Origin of the sequence: Alteriqipengyuania flavescens, from assembly GCF_030406725.1 — a bacterium.
GTDB classification, from domain to species: domain Bacteria; phylum Pseudomonadota; class Alphaproteobacteria; order Sphingomonadales; family Sphingomonadaceae; genus Alteriqipengyuania_B; species Alteriqipengyuania_B flavescens.
This window is the reverse complement of the sequence record NZ_CP129107.1, coordinates 1,567,805-1,585,000: the sequence shown is the minus strand read 5'-3', so window position 1 is coordinate 1,585,000 and position 17,196 is coordinate 1,567,805. Positions and strand designations below refer to the sequence as shown.

The 17,196-nt window shown below is 65.8% G+C and carries 17 protein-coding genes (1 of these 17 running past the window's edge); 6 read left to right on the top strand and 11 right to left on the bottom strand.

Features of this window, described 5'->3' with window-relative positions; translation table 11 throughout:
• Nucleotides 1–1,494, top strand: the 3' portion of a protein-coding gene (locus QQW98_RS08185; RefSeq protein WP_290134486.1) for a lipopolysaccharide biosynthesis protein. 27 nt of this gene lie to the left of the window's left edge; only the last 1,494 of its 1,521 coding nucleotides appear in the window; the start codon falls outside the window, past its left edge; it ends in the stop codon at nt 1,492–1,494.
• Here QQW98_RS08185 and QQW98_RS08180 read toward each other — a convergent pair.
• Nucleotides 1,491–2,432, bottom strand: a complete 942-nt coding sequence (locus QQW98_RS08180) for a hypothetical protein (protein ID WP_290134485.1) — start codon at nt 2,430–2,432, stop codon at nt 1,491–1,493. The two genes, QQW98_RS08185 and QQW98_RS08180, sit on opposite strands and share 4 nt — an antisense overlap.
• A 140-nt stretch (nt 2,433–2,572) precedes the next feature.
• Between QQW98_RS08180 and QQW98_RS08175 the strand changes: the two genes are divergently transcribed.
• The 3 genes from QQW98_RS08175 (at nt 2,573) to QQW98_RS08165 (ending at nt 7,042) form a co-directional block, all read left to right on the top strand.
• Nucleotides 2,573–3,541, top strand: a complete 969-nt coding sequence (locus QQW98_RS08175; RefSeq protein WP_290134484.1) for a retroviral-like aspartic protease family protein — start codon at nt 2,573–2,575, stop codon at nt 3,539–3,541.
• Nucleotides 3,542–3,611: 70 nt separating this feature from the next.
• A complete protein-coding gene (locus QQW98_RS08170) occupies nt 3,612–5,417 on the top strand; it encodes an ABCB family ABC transporter ATP-binding protein/permease (RefSeq protein ID WP_290134483.1) in 1,806 nt (601 codons plus the stop codon).
• A gap of 131 nt (nt 5,418–5,548) precedes the next feature.
• A complete protein-coding gene (locus QQW98_RS08165) occupies nt 5,549–7,042 on the top strand; it encodes a SulP family inorganic anion transporter (protein ID WP_290134482.1) in 1,494 nt (497 codons plus the stop codon).
• Between the two features lie 387 nt (nt 7,043–7,429).
• Here the strand turns inward: QQW98_RS08165 and QQW98_RS08160 are convergent, their stop codons facing one another.
• From QQW98_RS08160 to QQW98_RS08145, 4 genes are all read right to left on the bottom strand, one after another.
• Nucleotides 7,430–7,870 carry a GNAT family N-acetyltransferase gene (locus QQW98_RS08160; RefSeq protein WP_290134481.1) on the bottom strand — a complete coding sequence of 147 codons (441 nt, stop codon included), beginning with the start codon at nt 7,868–7,870 and terminating at the stop codon, nt 7,430–7,432.
• 1 nt (nt 7,871) lies between these two features.
• Entirely contained in the window at nt 7,872–9,173 is a 1,302-nt protein-coding gene (gene hslU, locus QQW98_RS08155) for an ATP-dependent protease ATPase subunit HslU (RefSeq protein WP_290134480.1), read from the bottom strand.
• 27 nt (nt 9,174–9,200) lie between these two features.
• Nucleotides 9,201–9,761 carry an ATP-dependent protease subunit HslV gene (gene hslV / locus QQW98_RS08150; protein WP_290134479.1) on the bottom strand — a complete coding sequence of 187 codons (561 nt, stop codon included), beginning with the start codon at nt 9,759–9,761 and terminating at the stop codon, nt 9,201–9,203.
• Between the two features lie 64 nt (nt 9,762–9,825).
• On the bottom strand, nt 9,826–10,293 hold the full coding sequence (locus tag QQW98_RS08145; RefSeq protein WP_290134478.1) for an outer membrane protein assembly factor BamE: 468 nt from the start codon (nt 10,291–10,293) through the stop codon (nt 9,826–9,828).
• Nucleotides 10,294–10,487: 194 nt separating this feature from the next.
• Between QQW98_RS08145 and QQW98_RS08140 the strand changes: the two genes are divergently transcribed.
• Both QQW98_RS08140 and QQW98_RS08135 read left to right on the top strand, forming a co-directional pair.
• Nucleotides 10,488–11,009, top strand: coding sequence for a ubiquinol-cytochrome C chaperone family protein (locus tag QQW98_RS08140; RefSeq protein ID WP_290134477.1), 522 nt, complete (start codon nt 10,488–10,490; stop codon nt 11,007–11,009).
• Complete coding sequence (locus QQW98_RS08135; protein WP_290134476.1) at nt 11,006–11,530, top strand: YceD family protein; 525 nt, start codon at nt 11,006–11,008, stop codon at nt 11,528–11,530. The genes QQW98_RS08140 and QQW98_RS08135 overlap by 4 nt, the downstream gene beginning before the upstream one ends.
• A 212-nt stretch (nt 11,531–11,742) precedes the next feature.
• Here QQW98_RS08135 and ssb read toward each other — a convergent pair whose 3' ends face one another.
• From ssb to clpX, 6 genes are all read right to left on the bottom strand, one after another.
• Nucleotides 11,743–12,258, bottom strand: coding sequence for a single-stranded DNA-binding protein (gene ssb, locus QQW98_RS08130; protein WP_290134475.1), 516 nt, complete (start codon nt 12,256–12,258; stop codon nt 11,743–11,745).
• Nucleotides 12,259–12,359: 101 nt separating this feature from the next.
• A complete protein-coding gene (gene feoB / locus QQW98_RS08125; protein WP_290134474.1) occupies nt 12,360–14,198 on the bottom strand; it encodes a ferrous iron transporter B in 1,839 nt (612 codons plus the stop codon).
• Complete coding sequence (locus tag QQW98_RS08120) at nt 14,195–14,437, bottom strand: FeoA family protein (RefSeq protein WP_290134473.1); 243 nt, start codon at nt 14,435–14,437, stop codon at nt 14,195–14,197. Before QQW98_RS08120 ends, feoB begins: the two co-directional genes overlap by 4 nt.
• 53 nt (nt 14,438–14,490) lie before the next feature.
• Nucleotides 14,491–15,132 (bottom strand): COQ9 family protein, encoded by a 642-nt coding sequence (locus QQW98_RS08115; RefSeq protein WP_290136902.1) that lies wholly within the window; start codon nt 15,130–15,132, stop codon nt 14,491–14,493.
• Between the two features lie 35 nt (nt 15,133–15,167).
• The gene (locus tag QQW98_RS08110; RefSeq protein WP_290134472.1) at nt 15,168–15,785 is read right to left on the bottom strand and encodes an ankyrin repeat domain-containing protein; all 618 of its coding nucleotides are present in this window, start codon (nt 15,783–15,785) and stop codon (nt 15,168–15,170) included.
• Nucleotides 15,786–15,810: 25 nt separating this feature from the next.
• Nucleotides 15,811–17,067: an ATP-dependent Clp protease ATP-binding subunit ClpX gene (clpX, locus tag QQW98_RS08105; protein WP_290134471.1), complete on the bottom strand. Its 1,257-nt coding sequence runs from the start codon at nt 17,065–17,067 to the stop codon at nt 15,811–15,813.
• Nucleotides 17,068–17,196 lie beyond the last annotated feature (129 nt).

Here is a 17,196-nt window from a genome sequence, read left to right as displayed (position 1 = left end):
AATCTGACCGATCTGGGCCCCGATTCCACCGAACCGAGCTTCGGCGACAAGGTGCGCAGCGCCGTAATCTGGCGTTCGGGCACCCAGATTCTCGGCCAGGTCGTCGCGTGGGCCTCCACGTTCTTCGTGATTCGGATCCTCACGCCCGAGGATTACGGGCTCGTGGCGATGACCGGGGTGATCTCGCTGCTGCTGAGTCTCGTCAATGGATACGGATTCGCGAGCGCCCTGATCCAGCGCAGGAACGTGACGCCGCACTTGTTGCGCCAGCTGTTCGGCATGCTGGTGCTGATGAACGCAGGCCTCGCCGCCGCGCAGCTGATCGCCGCGCCTTATGTCGCAGCCTATTTTGGCGAGCCGATGGTCGCGCGGCTGCTGCAGGTGCAGGCCCTGCTCTACCCGACCACGCCCTTCATCGTGCTGGCCTACACCATATTGTCGCGCGAAATGGATTTCCGGCGGCAGGCGCGAGTCAACTTCGTGTCTGCCATAGTGGCCGCGCTGTCCGCGGTTGCGGGCGCGCTGCTGGGCTGGGGTGTGTGGACGCTCGTCGTCGCGCCGCTGCTGGGCCTCTATCTAAGGGCGATCGGCCTGACGGTTGCGGCGCGCGCCTATATGTGGCCCAGCTTCGACTTCCGCGGCGCCGGCTTCATCGCGCGATTCGGCGGACTGGTGCTGGTGAGCCAGCTGTTCTGGTTCCTCCAGAGCCAGGCGGACATATTCATCGTCGGCCGCTATTACAGCGCCGCTGAGCTCGGCATCTATTCGACCGCGCTGTTCCTGACGCAGGTTTTCCTGACCAAGGTCGTGCCGCCGCTCAACGAGGTGGCCTTCTCTGCTTACAGCCGGATCATGGACGAGGACCGCGCCGCCGTTGCGCCGGCCTTCCTGCGATCGGTCCAGTTGATCATGCTAGTGGGCCTGCCGGTCTTTGCAGGGTTTGCCATTACGGCGGAGCCACTGGTGCTGACGGTGCTGGGCGAGAAATGGGCCGGCACGGTGCCGTTCGTCATCCTGCTCGCCATCGCCATGCCGCTGAAGACCATGCTGACGCTCTATGTCCCGGCGGCGAACGCGATCGACCGGGCCGACATTCCCTTGAAGAACGGGCTGGTGGGCGCGCTGGTCATGCCGGCCGCTTTCTTCTTCGCGCTGCAATGGGGGCTGATCGGCGTCGCCTGGGCGTGGATCGCGGGCTTTGCGCTGGTGCTGGCGATCTGCAGCTGGATCACCCTGCCCGCGCTCGGCGTGAAGCTGCGCGATCTTGCACGCGCCATCGCCCCCGCCCTTGCCGCAAGCGTGATCATGGCGGCAGCGGTCCTTGGCATGGACACGCTGGTCGCCTTCCCGGCGCAGTGGTTGAGGCTGGCCGCGCTCGTGATGCTGGGAGCGGCGACTTACGCGGCGGGCCTGATGCTCTTCGCCCGGCAATCGACGATGGAAGTGCTGCGCCTCGTGCTGAAGCGGAAGGTCACGCCGCCGGTAACCGCCTAGGCGGCGATCGCTTCGCGCAGGCGCAGGCTCTCGATCGCCTCGCGCGCCATGTCGCGGTACACGCCGCCGTGATAGCGGTAGGTGCCGATGAAATGGACGAAGGCCATTTCGGGCGACAACGGCTCGTCCCAGAAGTTGCAATAGCGGTCGTAAGGCAGCAGCGCCGCATCGGGCCGCTGGGCGATCAGGAAATTGGACGTCACCTGCTCGCTGCCCCACTGCTTCCAGTGGTCGTAGCCGATCAGGCGCACCGCCTCGGCAGAGAATTGCTCGGCCAGCTCGGTGCCGCTCTGGTCCGGGGCGAAGCCGGCAAAACCCGCACACCCGCGCGAATAACGAAGGTTCGCGCGATCCGGGATGCGCACCTCGTCCATCCTCGCTTCCATTGCCAGCTGCACATGGACCGGCGGGCGGCTCGAATTCGGGTTCGCCTGCGCCTGGGCGGCGATTTCCTCCAGCGACATGAAGCGGGTTTCCGCCTCGCCCTTCAGGATGAAGTCGCGCCTCGCATCGATCAGCTCGCCCAGCAGCGGCACTGGGGCGCGGGTGATCGTGTCGCTGTCCAGCTGGATGACGTAATTCGTCTTGCGCAGCTCCAGCAGGGTGAAAAGCCGCCTCCACGAACTGTATGTCGGGCAGGCCTTCGTATCGACATCGGGCCCGAAGATCTGCGGATCGACGTGGTCGCGCAGCATCGCCTTGTCCTCGCGCGTCAGCGTCCCGTCGTCGAGGATGGCGAAGCGCCCGCGTTGCAGCTGCGCATGGAGCGACTTCGCCGCCACGAGATAGGGGGTGAGCACCCGCGTGCCGATCATCGAAAAGATCACCAGCCCGTCGTCACGCGGGACGCACGGCGGCGTAGCCAGCACGCCGGCGGCGGCTGACAGGAAGGCGCGCTCGCCCACACGGCGGCGGAGTTCTGCAAAAATCCGGTTCATTGCGAAGGGGTTGGTACCACGTCGCGGTTAACAAAGCGGAAGGGCTTTTGCCCGGCCCGGCGCACAACCCGTGCGGTTTGGCGAAACCCCGGCGCGGTGGTAGGCTGCTTCACCGAACGGCCGACAGAAGGGGAGCTGCCATGCCTCTACTCGACTGGATCGCCCCGGCCCTTGCGGTATTCGCGCTGGCCGGGACTTCCGCCGCGCAGGTCGAACCGGCCCGATCGGGCGATCCCGCCGCCGAGGCGCCGCCCACCCAGGAAGAGATTGAGCTCAATCGCGACCGCTACCGCCGCTATACGCTGCCGGTCACGATCAACGGCACCGGCCCCTATAACTTCATGGTCGATACCGGGGCGGAGGCGACCGTCCTGTCGCGCGCCATTGCCGACCGGCTCGAACTGGGCGACCGGAGACCGGTCACGCTGGTCGGCATGGCGAGCCGGCAGGAAACCGAAACCGTCGCGATTGACGCGCTGACGTTCGGATCGCGCAGCGTCTATGTGCGCACGGCCCCGCTGGTGGATGCGGCGGACCTCGGCCCGATCGACGGCATACTCGGGCTGGACACGCTGCAGGAACAGCGCGTCCTCCTCGATTTCAAGCACGGCCTCATCGCGGTCGACGATGCAGGGGAGCTGGGCGGCAATCGCGGATTCGAGATCGTCGTGCAGGCGCGCGAGCGACTGGGCCAGCTGATCATCACCCGGGCGAAGATCAACGGCGTACGTACCGCGATCTTCGTCGACACGGGCGCGCAGGCCTCTATCGGCAACCGCGCGCTGGAAGCCAAGCTGCCCGGCCGCGTACTGGGATTCCAGTGGATCGAGGACATCAACGGGACGACGCAGGTCAACCCGATCCGCCGCGCGCAGACGATCGAGATCGGTGACATGCGGCTCAACAATGTCGCGATGGCCTTCAGCGATGCGGAGCCCTTCAAGGTGCTGGACCTCGAAGACCGCCCCGCCCTGATCCTCGGCCTCAACGAATTGCGCCGGTTCGAACGCGTGGCAATCGACTTCAAGACCAACAGGGTGCGCTTCGACCTGCCGCGCGGATCGCAGCTGAAGGACATGTTCAACCGCGATTTCGACTTCAACCGCTAGGCCCGCTTCCGCCGGCGGCCCTTGCGCCTGCGGTAACCCGCGCCCACTTCATGCGGCGATGGCTGACAAGATGAAACCCAGGCGGGACCCGGCAGACTGGGCCACGATCCGGCGCTTCCTGCCCTATCTGTGGCCGGCGGGGCGCCCGGACCTGAAGCGGCGCATCGTCATCGCGCTGCTGCTGGTGCTGTGCGCCAAGGGCATCATCCTGACGATCCCCTTCGCCTATAAGTATGCCATCGACCACATGAGCCAGCTGGAAGGCGCGCTCGCCACGGCGACCCTGCCGATGGTCTTGGTGGTGGCCTATGCCGCCGGGCGCTTCGGCTCCGTCGCTTTCGACAACATCCGCAACATCGCTTTCGAGAAGGTCGGGCAGGACGCCACGCGCGAGCTGGCAACGGATGTCTTCGCGCGGCTTCACCGCCTGTCGCTGCGCTTCCACCTGTCGCGCCGCACGGGCGAAGTCACCAAGGTGATCGAGCGCGGCACCAAGAGCATCGATTCGATGCTCTACTTCATCCTCTTCAACATCGCGCCGACGATCATCGAGCTGACCATCGTCGGCATCATCTTCTACACGATGTTCGGGTGGGAACTGGTCGCGGCAACCGCCGTCACGGTCGTCCTCTATATCGCGGTCACCCGCTGGATCACCGAATGGCGCACCAAGCTGCGGGCGCAGATGAACGATCTCGACGGGACGGCGCTGGCCCGCGCGGTCGATTCGCTCCTCAATTACGAGACAGTGAAATATTTCGGCGCGGAGAAGCGCGAGGAAGAGCGCTATGGCAGCGCGGCGCGCGCCTATGCCGAGGCGGCGATCAAGTCCGACAACTCGCTCGCCCATCTCAACATGGCGCAGGCCTTCATTACCAACATGTTGATGGCCGGTGCGATGGCCTTCACCGTGTGGGAATGGTCGAACGGCAATCTGACGGTGGGCGACCTGGTGCTGGTGAACACCTACCTGATGCAGCTGTTTCGCCCGCTCGACATGCTGGGTTGGGTCTATCGCACGATCCGCCAGGGCCTGATCGACATGGCCGAAATGTTTCGCCTGATGGATACCGAAGTCGAAGTGTCCGACAAGCCGGGTGCGCCTGCGCTGGTCGTGCGCAAACCCACGCTGGTCTTCGATAACGTGACCTTCGGCTACGAGTCGGAGCGCACGATCTTGAGGGGCCTGTCGTTCGAAGTGCCCGCCGGATCGCAGGTCGCCATCGTCGGCCCTTCGGGCGCGGGCAAGTCCACCATCGGGCGGCTCTTGTTCCGTTTCTACGATCCCAATTCGGGCCGCATCCTGATCGACGGGCAGGATATCGCCGAGGTGACGCAGGCTTCGCTGCGCGCGGCGATCGGCATCGTCCCGCAGGACAGCGTGCTGTTCAACGACACGATCGGCTACAACATCGCCTACGGCCGTGCCGACGCGACGCAGGAAGAGATCGTCCAGGCCGCCCGCGATGCCGCGATCCTGCCCTTCATCGAAATGCTGCCGGACGGCCTCGACACCGAGGTGGGCGAGCGGGGCCTGAAGCTTTCGGGCGGCGAGAAGCAGCGCGTGGCCATCGCGCGGACCCTGCTCAAGAACCCGCCCATCGTGCTGTTCGATGAAGCGACCAGCGCGCTCGACACCCGGACGGAGCAGGACATCCTCGCCACGATGAACCGCGTGGCGAAGGACCGCACCACGCTGGCCATCGCGCACCGGCTCTCCACCGTGGCCGATGCCGACCGGATCCTGGTCCTCGACCAGGGACGGCTTGCCGAAAGCGGCAGCCACGCTGAACTGCTGCGCGCCGACGGGCTTTATGCGGAGATGTGGTCGCGCCAGCTAGCGGAGAGCGAGGACGTGGCGGAAGCCGCCGAGTAGCCCTTCGCCAAGGCCCCGGGCGACGGGGTTGTGCTGCACTGCAGCAAAGGCTACGGCCCGAATATTCCAGACACTTCGGCATCGCGCGCCCTCAAGGCGCAGCGTCGCCGCGCAGCTGACAGGCAAGATCCATGTTCAATTCCGCCGCGTTCAGGCGCGACTGGTTCGGCAATGTCCGGGCCGATATCCTCGCCGGCATCGTCGTCGCCCTCGCGCTGATCCCGGAGGCGATCGGCTTCTCGATCATCGCCGGGGTCGATCCGCGCGTCGGCCTGTATGCCTCGATCACCATTGCCATGGTCATCGCCTTTACCGGCGGGCGGCCCGGCATGATTTCCGCCGCCACCGCCGCGGTGGCCGTGGTGGTGATCCCGCTGGTGCGCGATTACGGGGTGGAATACCTGTTCGCCGCGACGATCCTGATGGGCATCTTCCAGCTGGTCGCGGCCGTCATCCGGCTCGACCTGCTGATGCAGTTTGTCAGCCGCAGCGTCATCACCGGCTTCGTCAACGCCCTCGCGATCCTCATTTTCATGGCACAGTTGCCCCAGCTGGTCGGCGTGCCGTGGATCACCTACCCGCTTGTCGCCGGCGCGCTGGCCATCATTTACGTGCTGCCGCGCCTGACCACGGCCGTCCCCTCCCCGCTTGTCGCGATCGTCATCATCGGGGCGATAACGATCAGCATGGGGTTGGACGTGAACACGGTCAGCGACATGGGCGAACTGCCCGAAGGCCTGCCGTATTTCGTTCTGCCCGACGTGCCGCTGACGTGGGAAACGCTGCGGATCATCGCGCCCTATTCCGCTACCATGGCCGCCGTCGGCCTGCTGGAAAGCCTGCTGACCGCGCAGATCGTCGACGACATGACGCACACCGATTCCGACAAGCAGCGCGAGAGCGGCGGGCAAGGCATCGCCAACATCGCCGCGGCCTTCTTCGGCGGCATGGGCGGCTGCGCAATGATCGGCCAGTCGGTCATCAACGTGACCAGCGGCGGGCGCGGGCGCCTGTCCAGCTTCACCGCAGGGATCACCCTGCTGGTGCTGCTCGCCGCGCTCGGGCCCATCGTCGGGCAGATCCCGATGGCGGCGCTGGTGGCGGTGATGATCATGGTCAGCATCGGCACCTTCAGCTGGAATTCGATTCCCAACCTTCGTTACCACCCCTGGCAATCGAGCGTCGTGATGCTGAGCACCGTCGTCGTCGTCGTGGCGAGCCACAACCTCGCGCTGGGCGTGCTGGTGGGCGTACTGCTGTCCGGCATCTTCTTCACCGGCAAGGTGATGACGATGTTCGATGTCACCCGCGTGCGGGACGACCAGGTCGCCACCTACACGATCACCGGGCAAATCTTCTTCGCCAGCGCCAGCCGCTTCAGCCACGCGTTCGGCCGGGAAAGCGAGCGTCCCGACCCGGCCGACCACGTGGTGATCGATGTCACCCGCGCCCATTTCTGGGACATCAGCGGCGTCGGCGTGCTCGACAAGGTGGTGGAACGCATGCGCCTGAACGGTCGCAGCGTGCAGGTGATCGGCCTCAACGAGGCGAGCGCCGACCTGATCGACAAGTTCGCCCTGACCGACAAGACCGGCGTGGAGATCGGGCTGGCCCCGCATCCCTAGCCAGCGCTGTCGCGCGCCCGCAGCCTATTCGGGAATGCTCGAAAGGCCGAGGCCGAACTGTTCGTCATGCTTCGCGATCACCTCGGGTCCGAAAGTGACTTCGGCGAGATAGCGGGCGAGCGCGAAGGACGAGGTTCTGCGGGCTATCCGGGGTCATCCCCGCTTCGCGCAGCTTCGCACCCAGCGGGCCTTCCCACATCGCGGCGGGAATGATCCGCCCCTCGTCCGCCGGATCGCCCTGCGGCGGCGGGGCGCTCGCTGCCGCCGTCGCTGCGCCGAACTGTGGCGCGGTGCGCCTCCCGAAAGTGACTTACCCGAACATGCTGTGCTCCCCTGTGTACGCCGAGCTTGTCGCAGAAATCCGTGAAAAGCGGGTGAAGCGCGGTATCAGGGAACGATGTCGAAATGCATCACGTCTTCGCGGACGCCCAGCTTCTCGTAGAGAGCAACCGCCGGGTCGTCGCCATAGTCGGCCTGGACGAAGATCATCCAGCTACCCGCTGCGCGCGCAATATTCTGCAGTTCGCCGATCAAGGCGGTGGCGATGCCGCGTCGCCGATAGCCCTCGTCCACGGCTAGATCGTAAAGATAGAATTCCCGCCGCCCTTCGATCTTGTCGAGGCGGTAGGCGACAAGCCCGCCCACGATGGCATCACCGGCTCTGGCCACGAGCGCCACGTTTCGCTCGTCAGCCAACCACAGGGAAGCGGCATCGTCCTCGAGCCCGGGATGATCCAGCAGCTCCGGATCGGGGAAGACACGGGCGAAGAAGCGGTTCAGATCGCCGAGTGCATTCGCATCGCCTGGTCCGAGCCGCGCGATCTCCATGTCAGAGAATATACTTCGACAGATCCGCGTCTTCCGCGAGGCCGGTCAGGCGCTCGCGTACGTAGTCGGCGTCGATCGTCACGGTCTCGCCCTTCTTCGCTTCGGCCTCGAAGCTCAGTTCCTCGAACAGGCGCTCCATCACGGTCTGCAGGCGGCGGGCGCCGATATTCTCGACCGTCTCGTTCACCTGCGCGGCGATGCGCGCGACCTCGGCGATCGCGTCGTCGGTCATCTCCACGGTCACGTCTTCCGTGCCGAGCAGCGCCTTGTACTGGCTGACGAGGTTGGCCTTGGTTTCGGACAGGATGCGAACGAAATCCTCCTGCGTCAGGCTGCGCAGCTCGACGCGGATCGGCAGGCGGCCCTGCAATTCGGGCAGCATGTCGGAAGGTTTGGCGACATGGAACGCGCCGCTGGCGATGAAGAGCACGTGATCGGTCTTCATCGGGCCGTATTTCGTGGCCACGGTCGTGCCTTCGATCAGCGGCAGCAGGTCGCGCTGCACGCCTTCGCGCGACACGCTGCCACCGCGCACGTCGCTGACCGCGATCTTGTCCACTTCGTCGAGGAAGACGATCCCATTGGTTTCCGCATTCTGCAGCGCGACCCGGTTCACGTCGTCCTGGTCCATACGCTTCTCGGCCTCTTCGTCGACCAGCTTGTCCCACGCATCGGGGACTTTCAGTTTGCGCCGCTTGGTCGGCTTCTTGCCGAGCGCCTTGCCCATCATGTCGGAAAGATCGATCATGCCCATGCCCCCGCCAAGGCCGGGGATTTCCATCGGCGCATTGGGGCTGTCGGCGACCTCGATTTCCACCTCGGTCTCGTTCATCGAGTTGTCGACGATGCGCTGGCGGAAGCTTTCGCGGGTCGCCTCGCTCGCATTCTCGCCGACCAGTGCGTTGAGCAGCCGCTGCATCGCGGCCTCGCTCGCCGCTTCGCGCACCGCTTCGCGGCGGCGGTCCTTTTCCAGCCGGATCGCATCTTCGGCAAGGTCGCGGGCGATCTGTTCCACGTCGCGGCCGACATAGCCGACTTCGGTAAACTTGGTCGCCTCCACCTTCACGAAGGGCGCATCGACCAGCTTGGCGAGCCGGCGGCTGATCTCTGTCTTGCCGCAACCGGTCGGGCCGATCATCAGGATGTTCTTCGGCGTCACCTCGTCGCGCAACTCGCGCGGCAGGCGCTGGCGGCGCCAGCGGTTGCGCAGCGCCACGGACACCGCGCGCTTGGCATCCTTCTGGCCGATGATGTGCTCGTCGAGCGCGGCGACGATCGCCTTGGGGGTGAGGTTGTCGGTCATGTCAACTTTCGGAAAATTGGCGAGAGGTCAGACTGTTTCGAGCGTGACCTGGTCGTTGGTGAAGACGCAGACGTCGGCGGCAACGGCCATGGCCTTGCGCGCGATCTTTTCCGCATCGTCCTCGTAATCGGCGAGCGCGCGGGCGGCGGACAGGGCGTAATTGCCGCCGCTGCCGATGGCCGCGATGCCGCCTTCGGGCTCAAGCACGTCGCCGTTGCCGGTCAGAACCAGCAGCGTGTCCGCATCGGCCACGATCATCAGCGCTTCGAGATTGCGGAGATACTTGTCGGTCCGCCAGTCCTTGGCGAGTTCCACCGCGGCGCGCATCAGCTGGCCGCTGTACTGCTCCAGCTTCTTTTCCAGTCGCTCGAACAGAGTGAAGGCGTCGGCGGTCGCTCCGGCGAAACCGCCCACAACCTTGCCGTCCTTGCCGATGCGGCGAACCTTGCGGGCATTCGGCTTCATCACCGTGTTGCCCATGGAAACCTGCCCGTCACCGGCGACGACGGTCTTGCCGCCGCGCTTCACGCCGATGATGGTGGTGCCGTGCCACGTCGTCAGGCCGTGGCTGTCCTTCGATCCAGTCATGCGGCGGATATGGGGGCGTTTGCGCGGGCTTCAACTCGCCCGCGGCAAAGGCATTTGGCGAAAATTACTGCCCGCCCGGCCCGCCGGCCCCGCCCGCACCCGGCGCGCCGACGCGGCCGATATTGCCGAACAGGTCTTCGAAGAAGCCGCGGTCGCGGCCCAGCGTGGGCGTTTCATCGCCATCGGGGTCGATCCTTGCGACCTGCTCCATCCCAGCCTGCGTCACCTGCGTCACGCGTCCGGCCTCGTCGAAATGCACGGCGAAGGTCAGATGCTTGTCGATCTGCGGCGTGCCGAAGGGCGCGCGTTCCGTGGTGGAGGACACGTAATACCACACCGGATCGCCGAACTGGCTTTCGAAGCTCGGCCGGCCCAGCGTCTGTTCCACACTGCGGCGGTTATCGATCCCCGGCTGGACCGATTCCAGCAGGAAGCGGTCGATGATGTAGCCGCGCTGCTCGGTAATCGAGGCGCATCCGCCAAGCGTGGCGGCGACCAGTGCCAGGGAAGCGAGAGGCGCAAGGCGTGCCATGAATTGTCCGTTCCGTCCTGTCGGGCCTGCGATCCGCGCCGATTGCGCCGCCCGCCGCCCGTCCTATATCGTTACTGTCACCCGGGGCCTTAAGGGCAAGCGCCATGCGCTGCAATGGCCCGCTGGTGACAAGACTGCGTCTGCGGGTTGCCGCCCGCGCATTTAATCGCCGCTGAACGGATGAAGGTGACGCCATGGGACTGCTCGACGGATTGCTCAAACGCCGCAAGGTCGACAAGCGCGAGGAATTGCGCCCGCTGTGGCACCGCGTCGTCGGGATCAGCCGCGAGGCGCAGTGGTACCGCGACCTGGGGGTCGAGGATTCGACCGCCGGGCGTTTCGACATGATCACCATGGTCCTGATCTGCGTACTGTTGCGGATGGAGGCCGAGCCGGGCCTGGAAAGCGAGACCACACTGCTGACCGAACTGTTCGTGGCCGACATGGACGGCCAGCTGCGCGAGGCGGGGATCGGCGACATGGTCGTCGGCAAGCATGTCGGCCGGCTCATGAGCACGCTCGGCGGCCGGTGGGGCGCGCTGCGCGATGGCTTCGCTGCCGACGATGACGGCGAACTGGTGGAGGCGGTGCGCCGCAACGTCACCCTGGCGAACGATGACCGGGCCGAAGGGCTGGCCGGCGAACTGCGCCACTTGCGCAGCCAGCTGATGAGCCTGAAGCGCGAGAACGTGCTGGCCGGGTCGATCCCGCGATGAGCGATGCGGCCGCCCCCGAATTTTCCCGCATGGTCGATCCGCGCAAGCTGACCGAAGGGGCGATCGTGCTCGAACCCGACGAGGGCGAGCGCAGCGCGCTGGCGCGGCGGTTCGACCTCGTTTCCGTCGACAGCATGCGTGCCGAGGTCGTGCTCGATCCCGATGGCAACGCGGTGGCCGCGCACGGCACGCTGGAGGCGCAAATCGTGCAGAGCTGCGCGGTTTCGGGCGATGACCTGCCGGCGCGCATCGAAGAGGACATCTCGCTGCGCTTCGTGCCGGAGAACAGCCTGCCGACGCCGGACGAGGAAATCGAACTCACGGCCGACCAGCTCGACGAAATCGAATACAGGGGCGACCGGTTCGACCTGGGCGAAGCGGTTGCGCAGACGCTCGGGCTCGCGATTGATCCCTTCGCCGAAGGGCCGGGCGCGGAAGAGGCGCGCAAGGCGGGGCTGGTGTCGAGCGCCGAGGCCAGCGGGCCTTTTGCCGCGCTGGCTGCCCTCAAGAAGGGCAATTAGCGCACTGCTGACTTTCCTACAGGGCTATACCTATACCCTGCGGAATTGGACATAGGTTTCCGCAGCGGAGCGGATCGCGCGCGGGCCGGCCAAAGATTACCCGCCTCACCTGCGCAATTCCGCTACGCCATTGATTTCGTTAATTAAATTCGCCCGAAGCGAAATTGACACCCTGTAAACTTCGTCAAGTTCTGGCGTCCCGGGCGGCGGGATCAGAACGGAATGTCGTCATCCAGATCGTCATAGTTGGAGCCGCCGCCGGAGGACGAGCCGCCACCGCCGCCCTGGTTCCAGCCACCGTCGTTTCCGCCCGACCGCTGGCCGCCGCCACCACCGCCACCGCCAGAGTAGCCGCCACCGCCACCGCCGCCGCCCTGGGCGCCGTCTAACATGGTGAGTGAGCCATTGAGGCCGCGGATCACCACTTCGGTGGAATAGCGGTCGTTACCCGATTGGTCCTGCCACTTTCGGGTCTGCAGCTGCCCTTCGACATAGACCTTGCTGCCCTTGCGCAAGTAGCGTTCGACTACGCCGACGAGACCTTCGGAAAAGATCGCGACGGTGTGCCACTCGGTCCGCTCCTGCCGTTCGCCGGTGTTGCGGTCCTTCCACGTCTCGCTGGTGGCGATACGCAGGTTGGCGACCTTGCCGCCGTTCTGGAAGCTGCGGATTTCCGGGTCTGCGCCCAGGTTTCCGATCAGCATGACTTTGTTGAGGCTACCGGCCATCGAATCGTCCCTTCGTGATTACGGGGATGGCCTAACCGACAGGGTGGGCGGGTGCTAGGCCGCCTGGGCGCTATTCCACCGGACGTCGACCGATCCCGCGCCTATAGACCCAGCGCGGTGGCGGTCCAAAAGGTGAGGCCGGCAAAAACGTATGCCAGCGCAAACAGGTACGCCAGCATGAAGACCGGCCACTTCCACCCGTTCGTCTCGCGCCGTGCAACGGCAATGGTGGACAGGCACTGCGGCGCGAAGACGAACCACGCGAGGAAGGCGAGCGCGGTCGGCAGGCTCCACCGGCTGGCAAGCTGGGTGGTCAGCCGTTCGGCGGTCTCGTCCTCGTCGTCCGAGGAGACGGCATAGGTGGTCGCAAGGCTCGCCACGGCGACCTCGCGGGCCGCCATCGCGGGGATCAGCGCCAGCGAGATGTCGCGGTTGAAGCCGATCGGCTCCAGCACCACGGCAAGCCCGTTGGCAAGGTGGCCCGCGGCGCTGGCATCCACCTGGTCTTCGCCCGGCGCGGCTTGCGGGAAACTGAGCAGCAGCCACAGCGCGACGGTGGCCGTAAAGATGATCGTGCCCGCACGGCGCAGGAACACCCACGCACGCTGCCACAGGCCCATGGCGAGATCCTTCAGCCGCGGAAGCTGGTAACGCGGCAGTTCCATGATAAACCCGCTCGCCGCGCCCTTCGTGGCGGTGCGCCGCAGCACCAGCGCCACGATCATCGCGCCGACGATGCCCGCGACGTAGAGGCCGAACAGCACCAGTCCCTGCAGCCCGATGCCCCACCCCACGGTGGTCGCCGGGATGAATGCGGCGATGATCACCGCGTAGACCGGCAGGCGCGCGCTGCAGGTCATCAGCGGGGCGATCAGGATCGTGGTCAGGCGGTCCTTGGGATCCGCGATGCTGCGGGTCGCCATGATGCCCGGGATCGCGCAGGCGAAGCTGGACAACAGCGGGATGAAGCTGCGTCCGGACAAGCCGACATGGGCCATCAGCCGGTCCATGATGAACGCCGCGCGTGCCATGTAGCCCGACTGCTCCATCACCAGGATGAAGGCGAACAGGATCACGATCTGCGGCAGGAACACCACCACCGACCCGACGCCTGCGATCACCCCTTCGGTCACGAGATCGCGCAGGAACCCTTCGGCGAAATTCGCGCTCACCCACTCGATCGCCGCCCCCGCCGCCGCATCGATCGCGTCGGCGAACGGGGTCGCCCAGGCGAACACGGCCTGGAAGATCACGAACAGCAGCGCGAACAGGAAAAGGGGCCCGATCCATGGGTTGAGCAGCAGCTTGTCGACCGAACTGTGCAGCTTGTGTGCGGCCGAGCGCGACAGGATCGCGCCCTTGGCCATGTTGCGCGCGGACAGCCGGCGTTCGGGCAAGGTCAGGTGCGGGCGCGCTTCGACATGCGTGTGCGATGCCGTGCCCACCCTTTCGAGCAAGGCGTCGAGGCCCCGCTTGCGCACGGCGACGGTGGGGACCACGGGCACGCCGAGCGCTTCTTCCAGCGCCTGCGGGTCGAGCACCAGCCCGTCCCGCTCGGCAAGGTCGAGCATGTTGAGCGCCACCACGACCGGGCGGCCGAGTTCGATGATTTCCTGCGCGAAGACGAGGTGCTGCGACAGGTTCGTGGCGTCCAGCACGATCACGATGACATCGGGTCGCGCCTCGCCCTCGAATTCGCCCAGCACGACCCTGGCGGTCACTTCCTCGTCCGGGCTGGCGGGGTCGAGGCTGTAGCTGCCGGGAAGGTCGATCAGTTCGACCGGTTCGCCCGAGGGAAGGACCATGCGCCCCGCGCGTCGTTCCACGGTGACGCCGGGATAGTTGGCTATCTTCTGCCGCGCGCCGGTGAGCGCGTTGAACAGCGCGCTCTTGCCGGCATTGGGATTGCCGACCAGCGCGACGGTGCGCGGCGCGCTCATGCCGCGGGCTCCACCTGCATGGCGGCAGCGTGGACGCGGCGGATCGCCACGGTCATTTCGCCGAGCGACACGGCCAGCGGGTCGCGCCCGCCGAAGACACCGCGATAATCGACCTCGACATCGGCGCCTTCATCGAAGCCGAGCGCGCGGAGGCGCTTCGCTTCTTCGGGAGCGAGGACGGCCCAGTCGATGGCAGTGATTCGGCCCTTCACGCGGGCGGGCAACAGGTCGAGCGTCATGGCAGGCGCGCTGCCAGATCGCCAGCGTAATTGCAACTAATTCGCAATACGGATTAGCTGGCGGGGTAGCGGAGCCGGCCGAGGAAGCGCGAGACACTGAACCGCTCGCGATCGGGCCGCAGGAACTGCGCTTTCACCTTCTCGAACTTCATCACGCCGTCGATGCGGCGGTCGAGGAAGGCGGCGGTTTCAGACTTGTCGTCGGTCTGGTCGTTCACGAACGCGAGCAGCGTCGCCGAATAGATCGAGGCGAGGATCGCGCGCTTGGTGTAGTGGTTGTAATCGGTCGCCGTATCGCCGGCGAGGCGCCACATCGTGTCCGCGCTGTTCCAGCCCAGCCACAGCGCCGTGGACGCGTTCTGCGGCATGGCCATTATGGCGAGCGCCCGGCGCAGCGCCTCTTCCTGCCCGCGCACCGCGTCGAGCCGGTATTGCACCAGCGCGCGGATGCGCTCGCGGATTTTCATCGTGGCAAGCGTCTCGGGCGGCAGTTCGCGCGCCATATCGCGGTCGATCCGCGCGATCCAGGCGGCGATCATCGCCATGGCCCCGCCTTTGTAGGCCAGCCGGGCGGTCGCCGGATCCACGCCTTCCATGTCGGCGGCAATGGCCAGCGCCTCGTCGGTCCAGCCGTCGAAAGTTGCGCTGTCGGCAACCGCGGGAGCGAGCGCGAGCGCCAGCTCGTCCAGCGTCATCTCGTCGAAAGGACGCGCGGCCGACGTATCATCCACTAGAAGCTGGGCCCGTAAGTTTCCGCGCCGGCCGAACCCTTGTCGCGCTCGGCATCCTCGATCACCGCGAGCGTTCCGCCGGTCGAGCCCTGCAGCGCCGCATAGTCGCGCGCGGAGCGGCCCGAGTTGTCGGTGCGGTCGGGATCGGCGCCGCCGGTCAGCAGGGTGCGCATCATGTCATGGTCGCGGCGATGGACCGCGAAGATCAGGGGCGTTTCCCCGGCATCGTTGGAGACGTCGACGCGGGCCTGTGCGGCCATGAGCGCCTCTACGCCTTCCTTGAAACCGAGCTGCGCGGCGAGCTGGAGGGGATAGACGCCGCCCTTGTCCGCCACGTTGGGATTTGCGCCCTTGCCCACGAGGAAGCTGATCCACTGCGCATCGCGGCGCTTTACCACGATGTGAAGCGCGGTTTCTCCGGTGCTGACGTCGCGCGAATTGATGATCGTGCTGCCGGGCGTGTTGAGCGCGGCCATCACGGTTTCGCCGTCCTTCTCGCGGACCGCCTTCAGGAACAGGTAGCCGTCGGAAAACATCTGCTGTGCGGCGACCGGCAGCGATGTCGCGGCGGCGATGCCTGCAGTGGCAAGGGCGATGCTGCGAAGGAGGGTTTTCATAAGCTCAGTTCCGCCGGCCGATGGCTCAGGCGGCCTCCTCCTTTTCGCCCAGCACGCGGACCGGATCCTTGCGGCCTTCGACCACGTCCTTGTCGATCACGATTTCGGTCACGCCTTCCATGTCGGGAAGGTCGAACATCGTGTCGAGCAGGATCGCCTCGACGATCGAGCGCAGGCCGCGCGCGCCGGTCTTCCGGGCGATGGCCTTCTCCGCGATCGTTTCGAGCGCGTCGTCGGTGAAGGTGAGGTCCACGTTCTCCAGCTCGAACAGCTTGGCATACTGCTTGACCAGCGCGTTCTTCGGTTCGCTCAGGATCTGGACCAGCGCCGACACGTCGAGGTCGCGCAGGGTCGCGATCACCGGCAAGCGGCCGACGAATTCGGGGATCAGGCCGAACTTGAGGAGATCTTCCGGCTCGCACTTTTCGAGCAGTTCGCCCACGCGGCGCTTGTCCGGGTCGGCAACATGCGCGCCGAAGCCGATGCTGCGCTTCTGCAGGCGGTCGGCGATAACCTTTTCAAGGCCGGCAAACGCACCGCCACAGATGAACAGGATGTTGGTGGTATCGACCTGCAGGAATTCCTGCTGCGGATGCTTGCGGCCGCCCTGCGGCGGGACGCTGGCGGTGGTGCCTTCCATCAGCTTGAGCAGCGCCTGCTGCACGCCTTCGCCCGACACGTCGCGAGTGATGGAGGGGTTTTCCGCCTTGCGCGTGATCTTGTCGATCTCGTCGATGTAGACGATGCCGTGCTGCGCCTTGTCGACGTTGTAATCGCTCGCCTGCAACAGCTTGAGGATGATGTTCTCCACGTCCTCGCCCACGTAACCGGCTTCGGTCAGCGTGGTGGCGTCGGCCATGGTGAAGGGCACATCAAAAGTGCGCGCCAGCGTCTGCGCCAGCAGCGTCTTGCCGCAGCCGGTCGGGCCGACGAGCAGGATGTTCGACTTGGCAAGCTCGACATCGCCCGCTTTACCGCCGTGCTTCAGCCGCTTGTAGTGGTTGTGCACCGCGACCGAGAGCACGCGCTTGGCGCGATCCTGGCCAATCACATAGTCGTTCAGCGTCTCGAAGATGTCGAGCGGGGTCGGCACGCCGCCGTCGCTCTTGCCGGCGAGACCGGCCTTCGTTTCTTCACGGATGATGTCGTTGCACAGTTCCACGCACTCGTCGCAGATGAACACGGTCGGTCCTGCGATCAGCTTGCGAACCTCGTGCTGCGACTTGCCGCAGAAGCTGCAGTAAAGAGTGCTCTTGGAATCGGTGCCGCTCAATTTCGTCATAATCTCGTCCTGCCCCGCCCAATCAGGCCCCGGCGGGCATGCTTACGGGGATTCGCCCGACTCTAAGGCCGGGACGGTGATAATCAACCTGTTAGCCATAGCCCGGCGCGCCTTGCGCGCGGCTGAAGC